The 7,633-nt window shown below is 64.9% G+C and carries 15 protein-coding genes; 2 read left to right on the top strand and 13 right to left on the bottom strand.

Features of this window, described 5'->3' with window-relative positions; genetic code table 11:
- The first annotated feature begins 89 nt into the window (after positions 1-89).
- A complete protein-coding gene (locus IEY68_RS35745; RefSeq protein ID WP_058852893.1) occupies positions 90-323 on the top strand; it encodes a hypothetical protein in 234 nt (77 codons plus the stop codon).
- Between the two features lie 4 nt (positions 324-327).
- On the opposite strand, the gene IEY68_RS35740 is transcribed toward IEY68_RS35745, so the two are convergent.
- From IEY68_RS35740 to rpsJ, 13 genes are all read right to left on the bottom strand, one after another.
- On the bottom strand, positions 328-762 hold the full coding sequence (locus tag IEY68_RS35740) for a type II toxin-antitoxin system VapC family toxin (RefSeq protein ID WP_058852892.1): 435 nt from the start codon (positions 760-762) through the stop codon (positions 328-330).
- Positions 759-1,001, bottom strand: coding sequence for a ribbon-helix-helix protein, CopG family (locus tag IEY68_RS35735; RefSeq protein WP_058852891.1), 243 nt, complete (start codon positions 999-1,001; stop codon positions 759-761). The genes IEY68_RS35740 and IEY68_RS35735 overlap by 4 nt, the downstream gene beginning before the upstream one ends.
- A 139-nt stretch (positions 1,002-1,140) precedes the next feature.
- Entirely contained in the window at positions 1,141-1,413 is a 273-nt protein-coding gene (gene rpsQ, locus IEY68_RS35730; protein WP_062999050.1) for a 30S ribosomal protein S17, read from the bottom strand.
- Positions 1,410-1,649, bottom strand: a complete 240-nt coding sequence (gene rpmC, locus IEY68_RS35725; RefSeq protein WP_030522691.1) for a 50S ribosomal protein L29 — start codon at positions 1,647-1,649, stop codon at positions 1,410-1,412. The genes rpsQ and rpmC overlap by 4 nt, the downstream gene beginning before the upstream one ends.
- Positions 1,649-2,065: a 50S ribosomal protein L16 gene (rplP, locus tag IEY68_RS35720; protein WP_062999052.1), complete on the bottom strand. Its 417-nt coding sequence runs from the start codon at positions 2,063-2,065 to the stop codon at positions 1,649-1,651. The genes rpmC and rplP overlap by 1 nt, the downstream gene beginning before the upstream one ends.
- Before the next feature lie 3 nt (positions 2,066-2,068).
- Positions 2,069-2,866 carry a 30S ribosomal protein S3 gene (gene rpsC, locus IEY68_RS35715; RefSeq protein WP_062999054.1) on the bottom strand — a complete coding sequence of 266 codons (798 nt, stop codon included), beginning with the start codon at positions 2,864-2,866 and terminating at the stop codon, positions 2,069-2,071.
- Positions 2,867-3,265 carry a 50S ribosomal protein L22 gene (rplV, locus tag IEY68_RS35710; protein WP_030522694.1) on the bottom strand — a complete coding sequence of 133 codons (399 nt, stop codon included), beginning with the start codon at positions 3,263-3,265 and terminating at the stop codon, positions 2,867-2,869.
- A complete protein-coding gene (gene rpsS / locus IEY68_RS35705; protein ID WP_062999056.1) occupies positions 3,262-3,543 on the bottom strand; it encodes a 30S ribosomal protein S19 in 282 nt (93 codons plus the stop codon). Before rpsS ends, rplV begins: the two co-directional genes overlap by 4 nt.
- A 14-nt stretch (positions 3,544-3,557) precedes the next feature.
- Positions 3,558-4,397: a 50S ribosomal protein L2 gene (rplB, locus tag IEY68_RS35700; protein WP_062999059.1), complete on the bottom strand. Its 840-nt coding sequence runs from the start codon at positions 4,395-4,397 to the stop codon at positions 3,558-3,560.
- A gap of 33 nt (positions 4,398-4,430) precedes the next feature.
- The gene (gene rplW, locus IEY68_RS35695) at positions 4,431-4,736 is read right to left on the bottom strand and encodes a 50S ribosomal protein L23 (protein WP_062999061.1); all 306 of its coding nucleotides are present in this window, start codon (positions 4,734-4,736) and stop codon (positions 4,431-4,433) included.
- Positions 4,733-5,437, bottom strand: coding sequence for a 50S ribosomal protein L4 (rplD, locus tag IEY68_RS35690; RefSeq protein ID WP_062999063.1), 705 nt, complete (start codon positions 5,435-5,437; stop codon positions 4,733-4,735). Before rplD ends, rplW begins: the two co-directional genes overlap by 4 nt.
- Positions 5,434-6,099 (bottom strand): 50S ribosomal protein L3, encoded by a 666-nt coding sequence (gene rplC / locus IEY68_RS35685; RefSeq protein WP_062999065.1) that lies wholly within the window; start codon positions 6,097-6,099, stop codon positions 5,434-5,436. The genes rplD and rplC overlap by 4 nt, the downstream gene beginning before the upstream one ends.
- Positions 6,100-6,113: 14 nt before the next feature.
- Positions 6,114-6,419, bottom strand: a complete 306-nt coding sequence (gene rpsJ / locus IEY68_RS35680) for a 30S ribosomal protein S10 (RefSeq protein ID WP_003938093.1) — start codon at positions 6,417-6,419, stop codon at positions 6,114-6,116.
- Between the two features lie 461 nt (positions 6,420-6,880).
- Here rpsJ and IEY68_RS35675 point away from each other — a divergent pair, with 461 nt between their 5' ends.
- Positions 6,881-7,360 (top strand): hotdog fold domain-containing protein, encoded by a 480-nt coding sequence (locus IEY68_RS35675; protein ID WP_062999067.1) that lies wholly within the window; start codon positions 6,881-6,883, stop codon positions 7,358-7,360.
- The last annotated feature ends 273 nt before the right edge of the window (positions 7,361-7,633 follow it).

The following is a 7,633-nucleotide window of genomic DNA, read 5'->3' as shown; positions in this document are numbered from 1 at the left end:
TACGGGTACTGCGCTGCTCCTCCACCTTGTCACTCATGCCGCATCTCCCTTGTCAGCGGGGGCAGTAGCCAAACCGAGCTCGCGCTCACGTGCTGAAGCGACTGGCTGTCGTCGACGGGCAGGGTGACCACGTCCAGAAAGTCACCGGCCAGTCGGCGACCATGACGAATGTCTTCGATAGGTCGACCGGTGCGGTGGCGAGCACATCGACCCGACGAAGCCAGTCAGCCGATCAGAAGTTCGCGCTCCACGGCGAGCGTCGCCACCGTTTGGTGGCCGGCGTGGGCCTGCCGGGGCAACCACACATCGGCTTCTGGACGTAGGGCACTACTTGTCAGCGGGCAGAATCCGGAACGAGCGGAGACCAGGTGTCAGCGGTTCGATCGCACGGAAATCGCGTTGATCGAGTGTGAAGACGCAGTCGGTTTTGTACTTGTCGGCGAGCGCGACACCCACCGCATCAGCAAGATCGAGCTGCAGCCCTTCATATTTGGCACGGACCGATTGCGCCGTGGACAAGTCGACGTGCTTCAGTTCGGCGAGCCGGTAACTTCCGTCGATCGTTCGCGCCAGCAGCGCGTCGGTGATCTTCATCGCCGCGGGAAAGCCGAGATCGCGACGAGTCAGGTGGTCCAGCTCGGTCAGCACCAGCGGCGAGATGATCAACGTCTCGTGCTCCATCACCGACAGTGCTTGCTGGTGTTCCTCCTGATCGGCATCGAATGCGGCGAACAGTGCTGAGGTGTCGGCGACGATGATCACCGGCGGGCCGACCGCTGCTTGATCTGGCGGTAGATATCGTCGCGCATCTCGTCGACGCCACGTGAACGCCCGCTGCGGAAGACAGGCAGCGGTGCGTTGTCGCGTGGACGTTCGGAGGCGTCCAGCAGCATCGCGATACCGCGGCGGATGAGTTCCGCCTTGCTCACCCCCGTGGCCGCGGCCTCCGCATCGAGCCGGACCTCCAAGTCCTCGGGGAGGTACACGGTCGTTTTCAACATGCCATATATGGTACCAGCCGCCAGCTCGGGTCGCTGCTCGAACAAGCCGACAATTGAACGAACCCGGAACGACGAAGGCCCACTTCCCTCAACGGGAAGCGGGCCTTACGTCTACGACCTTTTCAGCCGGAGAGCGACCTTACTTGGCCTTCTCCAGGACCTCGACCAGCCGCCACCGCTTGGTGGCCGACGTGGGCCGGGTCTCCATCAGCTGCACGCGATCGCCGACACCGGCGGTCTCGTTCTCGTCGTGCGCCTTCACCTTGGAGGTGGTGCGAATGATCTTGCCGTAGAGCTTGTGCCGGTGACGGTCTTCCAGCTCGACGACGATCGTCTTCTTCATCTTGTCGGAAACAACGTAGCCGACCCGGACCTTACGGGTACTGCGCTGCTCCTCCACCTTGTCACTCATGCCGCATCTCCCTTGTCAGCGGGGGCAGTGGCCAAACCGAGCTCGCGCTCACGCATGACCGTGTAGATACGCGCGATCTCGTGACGCACCACACGCAGCCGGCGATTGTTGGTCAGCTGACCGGTCGCCATCTGGAAGCGCAGGTTGAACAGCTCTTCCTTCGATTCGCGCAGACGGGAGACGAGCTCCTCTTCGGTCAGCTCGCGGAGCTCTGCGGCAGGGGTACCGGTTGCCATCAGAACTGCTCCTCCCTCGTCACGATCCTGCACTTCATCGGGAGCTTGTGCATCGCGCGGCGCAGGGCCTCACGAGCGGTCTCCTCGTTCGGGTAACTCATCTCGAACATCACGCGACCCGGCTTGACGTTCGCGATCCACCACTCCGGCGAACCCTTACCGGAACCCATGCGGGTTTCGGCCGGCTTCTTGGTGAGCGGGCGATCCGGGTAGATGTTGATCCAGATCTTGCCGCCACGCTTGATGTGGCGGGTCATCGCGATACGCGCCGACTCGATCTGCCGGTTGGTCACATACGCCGGCTCCAGCGCCTGGATGCCGAACTCACCGAACGTCACCGAGGTGCCGCCCTTGGCGAGACCGCTGCGGCTCGGGTGATGCTGCTTGCGGAACTTGACCTTGCGGGGCATCAGCATTGGTCAGCCCTCCTGCTTTTCTGCCGGGGGCTCGGCCACCGCGGTAGCGGCGCGCCCGGCCTCGGTGCTGGTCGCGGTGGTGCCGGAGGAACCGGAACGACGCGGACGGTTCGGGCGCTCCCGGCGCGGGCGATCCCCGGCCGGCGCGCTCGGGGCGGCCAGCTCACGCTTGCCACCGACGATATCGCCCTTGTAGATCCAGACCTTGACACCGATACGACCGAAGGTGGTCTTGGCCTCGTACAGGCCGTAATCGATATCGGCACGCAGGGTGTGCAGCGGGACGCGACCCTCGCGGTAGAACTCCGAGCGCGACATCTCGGCGCCACCGAGGCGGCCCGAGCACTGCACGCGGATGCCCTTGACGTTCGGCGAACGCATGGCCGACTGGATGGCCTTACGCATCGCGCGACGGAACGCCACACGGTTGGACAGCTGCTCGGCCACACCCTGGGCGACCAGCTGGGCATCCGATTCGGGGTTCTTGACCTCGAGGATGTTCAGCTGGACCTGCTTCTTGGTGAGCTTCTCCAGCTCGGCCCGGATCCGGTCGGCCTCGGCGCCGCGGCGGCCGATGACGATACCCGGACGCGCGGTGTGGATATCGACGCGGACCCGGTCACGGGTGCGCTCGATCTCCACCTTGGAGATGCCGGCACGTTCCATACCGGTGCTCAGCAACTTGCGGATGGCGACGTCTTCCTTGACGTAGTCCGCGTACTGCTTATCGGCGTACCAACGGGACTTCCAGTCGGTGGTGATTCCGAGGCGGAAGCCATGGGGGTTGATTTTCTGTCCCATTTACTTTGCCCCTCCCTTCCGGCGGCCACGAGTGCCACCGGCGGTGGGGACGCTCTCGACCTCGATGGTGATGTGGCTGGTGCGCTTGCGGATCCGGAACGCGCGGCCCTGGGCGCGCGGCTGGAAACGCTTCATGGTGGCGCCCTCGTCGACATACGCCGTCGAGATGACCAGGGTGTCGGGGTTGAGGCCGAGGTTGTTCTCAGCGTTCGCCGCGGCACTGGCCACGACCTTGGCGACCGGTTCGCTGGCGGCCTGCGGGGCGAACCTCAGCAGGTCGAGCGCGTCGGAGACGCGCTTACCGCGAACCAGGTCCACGACTCGGCGGGCCTTCATCGGGGTCACGCGCACGTGCTTGGCGGTCGCGCGCGCAGTCGGATTCTGAGTTTCTGTGCTCATCGCCGCTTGCTCTTCCGATCTTCCTTGACGTGGCTGCGGAACGTCCTCGTCGGCGCGAACTCACCGAGCTTGTGCCCGACCATGTTCTCCGAGACGAACACCGGCACGTGCTTGCGACCGTCGTGGACGGCGAAAGTGTGGCCGATGAAATCGGGGGTGATGGTCGAACGACGCGACCAGGTCTTGATGACCTGCTTGCTGCCCTTCTCGTTCTGCACGTCCACCTTCGCTTGGAGGTGGTCGTCGACGAACGGGCCCTTCTTGAGGCTGCGTGGCATTTCTTACCTCCTCCTTAGCGCTTGTTCTTGCCGGTGCGACGGCGACGGACGATGAGCTTGTCGCTCGGGCGGTTCGGCTTACGGGTGCGGCCTTCCGGCTGACCCCACGGCGAGACCGGGTGGCGACCACCGGAGGTCTTGCCCTCACCACCACCGTGCGGGTGGTCGACCGGGTTCATCACGACACCACGAACCGTGGGACGGCGACCCTTCCACCGCATACGACCGGCCTTGCCCCAGTTGATGTTCGACTGTTCGGCATTGCCGACCTCGCCGACGGTGGCGCGGCAGCGCACGTCGACGCGGCGGATTTCACCGGAGGGCATACGCAGCGTGGCGTAGGGGCCTTCCTTACCCAGCAGCTGGATGCTGGCACCGGCCGAGCGGGCCATCTTGGCACCGCCGCCGGGACGCAGCTCCACCGCGTGGATGGTGGTACCGGTCGGGATATTGCGCAGCGGCAGGTTGTTGCCGGGCTTGATATCCGCGGTCGGACCGGACTCGATCCTGGTGCCCTGCGCGATGCCCTTGGGGGCGATGATGTAGCGCTTCTCGCCGTCCACGAAGTGGAGCAGCGCGATATTGGCGGTGCGGTTGGGGTCGTACTCGATATGAGCGACCTTGGCCGGCACGCCGTCCTTGTCCAGCCGGCGGAAATCGATCAGCCGGTAGGCGCGCTTGTGACCGCCACCGCGATGCCGGGTGGTGATCCGGCCGTGGCCGTTACGGCCACCGCTCTTGGTCAGCGGGCGGACCAGTGACTTCTCGGGGGTCGACCGGGTGATCTCGGCGAAGTCCGAGACGGACGACCCGCGGCGGCCCGGGGTAGTCGGCTTGTACTTACGGATTGCCATGAGTTCTTCTCTGCTTTCTGGATTCCCCGCCGCCTACGCGACCGGGCCTCCGAAGATCTCGATGGGCTTGCTGTCGGCCGAGATGGTCACGAGCGCGCGCTTGGTGTTCTTGCGCTTGCCGTAACCGAAGCGGGTCCGCTTGCGCTTGCCCTGACGGTTGGCGGTGTTGACGCTGGTGACCGATACCCCGAAGACCTTCTCGACCGCGATCTTGATCTGGGTCTTGTTGGAGTCCGGGTGGACCAGGAAGGTGTAGGTGCCTTCCTCGATCAGGCCGTAGGACTTCTCCGAGATGACCGGCGCCAGCAGGATGTCGCGCGGATCGGCGATGGTGCTCACTTGCTCTCCTCCTGTGCAGCCTCAGCCGGGCCGTGCACGAAGGCATTGAGCGCCTCGACGCTGAACACGACTACGTCGCTGTCCAGAACGTCGTAGGTGTTCAGCTGGTCCGGTGCGATGGTGTGCACGTATTCCAGGTTGCGGGCACTCTTCCAGGCCGCGATATCGTCGCGGCCGACGACCAGGAGGAACTTCTTGCGATCCGAGAGCTCGGACAGGAAGGTCTTCGCGGTCTTGGTCGAGGGGTCCTGGCCCGCGACGAGTTCGCTGATCACGTGGATCCGCTCGTTACGCGCCCGATCCGACAGCGCACCACGCAGGGCGGCCTGGATCATCTTCTTGGGGGTGCGCTGGCTGTAGTCGCGCGGCTTGGGGCCGTGCACGATGCCACCACCGGCGAACTGCGGAGCGCGGGTCGAACCCTGGCGGGCGCGGCCGGTGCCCTTCTGGCGGTACGGCTTCTTACCGCCACCGCGGACTTCACCGCGGGTCTTGGTGGAATGCGTGCCCTGGCGGGCGGCGGCCTGCTGGGCCACGACCACCTGGTGCATCAGCGCGATATTCGCGGTCACGTCGAAGATCTCCGCGGGGAGATCGACGGTGCCGTTGGTCTTACCGCCCAGTTCCTGCACCGGCAGGGTGAGGACGGCGGACTTGTTTTCAGTACTCGCCTTTTTCGTACTCACTGCGGAGCTGCTCATGCGTGCGCACCACCCTTCACGGCGCTCTTGACGATCACGACGCCGCCCTTGCGGCCCGGGATCGCACCCTTGATCAGCAGCAGGCCGTTCTCGGCGTCGACCTTGTGAACCGACAGGTTCTGCGTGGTGACGCGGTCGTTACCCATGCGGCCCGACATGCGCATGCCCTTGAACACGCGGCCGGGGGTGGCGCAGCCACCGATGGAACCCGGGCGACGGTGCACGGCCTGCGCACCGTGGGAGGCGCCCTGACCGCTGAAGCCGTGACGCTTCATGGTGCCGGCGAAGCCCTTGCCCTTGCTGGTCCCGGTCACGTCGACGTAGGCGCCCTCTTCGAAGGCCTCGGCCGAGATCTCCTGGCCGACCTCGAAAGTGGACGCGTCGGCGATCCGGATCTCCGCGACGTGCCGGCGCGGGGTGACACCGGCCTTGGCGAACTGGCCGGACTCCGGCTTGTTCACCTTGCGGGGGTCGATGGCACCGAAGGCGACCTGGACGGCGCTGTAGCCGTCGCGCTCGACGGTGCGGATCTGGGTGACCACATTCGGTCCGGCCTTGACGACGGTGACCGGGACGACCCGGTTCTTGTCGTCGAACACCTGGGTCATGCCCAGTTTGGTGCCCAGGATGCCGGCCGCGGGCCTGCTCTTGTTGTCAGTCATAGCTCGAGTCCCCGTCACTGGATATTGACGTCGACGCTGGCCGGCAGGTCGATGCGCATGAGCGCGTCCACCGTCTTCGGCGTCGGGTCGAGGATGTCGATCAGCCGCTTGTGCGTACGCATCTCGAAGTGCTCGCGCGAGTCCTTGTACTTGTGCGGCGAACGGATGACGCAGTACACGTTCTTCTCGGTCGGCAACGGCACCGGCCCGACGACCCGGGCCCCGGTGCGGGTCACCGTTTCGACGATCTTGCGCGCAGACGCGTCGATCGCCTCGTGGTCATAGGCCTTGAGCCTGATGCGGATCTTCTGTCCCGCCACGCTAAGTGTCCTTTTCTCCGCTTTCGTCCGTGATCCGGATACCGGCTAGGGCGTCCGTACCACCTTCATTTGCACAGCCCGAACACACGATGACGATCTCAGTGGAGACCACGATCGGTACGTGCCCGATCCTCGCCGCTGTTCATCTGTCATGGTTCTCCGGTCCACGCGGTCGGGCGTGTCGCCTCTCCGCTCATTCCTCGGCCCCGGAAGAAATCTTCATCATGGCCTTCGGAACGGTGTCCCGGACGTACCCACATCGGTGAACGATGAGGTACTCGCTGGTTTTGCTCACCCCGCCCGGCCTGGTCGTTTCATGGAAACAACCGCCACCCGGGGCAAGGCAACCCGAACAGTATGCACGAGCCCCCCGAGGCGTTTCAAATCGGGGTCGGCCGAGGTCCGGCACTGCGGCAACCATACCGCGTCGTCACTATCTTACCGATGAGTAAGATAGCGGTATGACGAACGAGACCGGTACCTACCGTGGCTGGCGGAAACTGCCGGACAACCCCTTCGGCCACGGCCTGTTCTCCCTGTCGATGGTGGCCCGGGTGCCGTACTTCGCCACGGTGCTGCCCCGGGTGGTCCGGCTCGAACCCGGCCTGTGCGAGGTCAAAGCGCCGAAATGGTTCGGCGTGCACAACCATCTGGGGACCTTCCACGCGATCGCGGCCTGCAACCTGGCGGAGATCGCGATGGGCATGCTCAGCGAGGCGACGGTGCCCACCACCCACCGCTGGATCCCCAAGGCGATGCAGGTCCAGTACCTGACCAAGGCGACCACCGGCCTGCGCGCGGTCGCGGAACTGACAGAGATCCCGGACTTCGCCGCGATCACCGAGGGACAAGACCTCACGATCCCGGTGTCGATCTACGACAAGACCGGCAAGGAAGTCGTCCACGCGGACATCACCACCTGGGTGACCCCGAAGAGCTGACTGTGTTTATCTGCCCCGCCTTCGGCGGGGCGGGCGGGGCCCTGTTAACCCCGGTTCTTCACTCCTTCGCTCAGTCGCTGCGCTCCTTCGCTACGTCGCTCCAGAACCGGGGCGGGCCCCGCCCACGAAGGCAGACCATCCGAGATAGACAGAAGGTGTAGGTCCGCATGCCGACCAGGACGTGGAATGCTTACGCAACCCGCATGAGTCGAGTTTTACGAGACACCTCAAAGACATCCCAGGAGCTTGGATGTCAAGCGGTTGACCTTTCGG

Source organism: Nocardia jinanensis (assembly GCF_014645735.1).
Lineage (GTDB): Bacteria > Actinomycetota > Actinomycetes > Mycobacteriales > Mycobacteriaceae > Nocardia > Nocardia jinanensis.
This window is presented reverse-complemented; position numbering and strand designations above follow the sequence as displayed.

Bases quoted from the DNA above. Each gene is read 5' to 3' on its own strand.
- rplV (WP_030522694.1), bottom strand. From the start codon at position 3,265: ATGAGCACAGAAACTCAGAATCCGACTGCGCGCGCGACCGCCAAGCAC.
- rpmC (WP_030522691.1), bottom strand. From the start codon at position 1,649: ATGGCAACCGGTACCCCTGCCGCAGAGCTCCGCGAGCTGACCGAAGAG.
- rplD (WP_062999063.1), bottom strand. From the start codon at position 5,437: ATGAGCAGCTCCGCAGTGAGTACGAAAAAGGCGAGTACTGAAAACAAG.
- rpsQ (WP_062999050.1), bottom strand. From the start codon at position 1,413: ATGAGTGACAAGGTGGAGGAGCAGCGCAGTACCCGTAAGGTCCGGGTC.
- rplC (WP_062999065.1), bottom strand. From the start codon at position 6,099: ATGACTGACAACAAGAGCAGGCCCGCGGCCGGCATCCTGGGCACCAAA.
- rpsS (WP_062999056.1), bottom strand. From the start codon at position 3,543: ATGCCACGCAGCCTCAAGAAGGGCCCGTTCGTCGACGACCACCTCCAA.
- IEY68_RS35675 (WP_062999067.1), top strand. From the start codon at position 6,881: ATGACGAACGAGACCGGTACCTACCGTGGCTGGCGGAAACTGCCGGAC.
- IEY68_RS35735 (WP_058852891.1), bottom strand. From the start codon at position 1,001: ATGTTGAAAACGACCGTGTACCTCCCCGAGGACTTGGAGGTCCGGCTC.
- rplP (WP_062999052.1), bottom strand. From the start codon at position 2,065: ATGCTGATGCCCCGCAAGGTCAAGTTCCGCAAGCAGCATCACCCGAGC.
- rpsC (WP_062999054.1), bottom strand. From the start codon at position 2,866: ATGGGACAGAAAATCAACCCCCATGGCTTCCGCCTCGGAATCACCACC.
- rplB (WP_062999059.1), bottom strand. From the start codon at position 4,397: ATGGCAATCCGTAAGTACAAGCCGACTACCCCGGGCCGCCGCGGGTCG.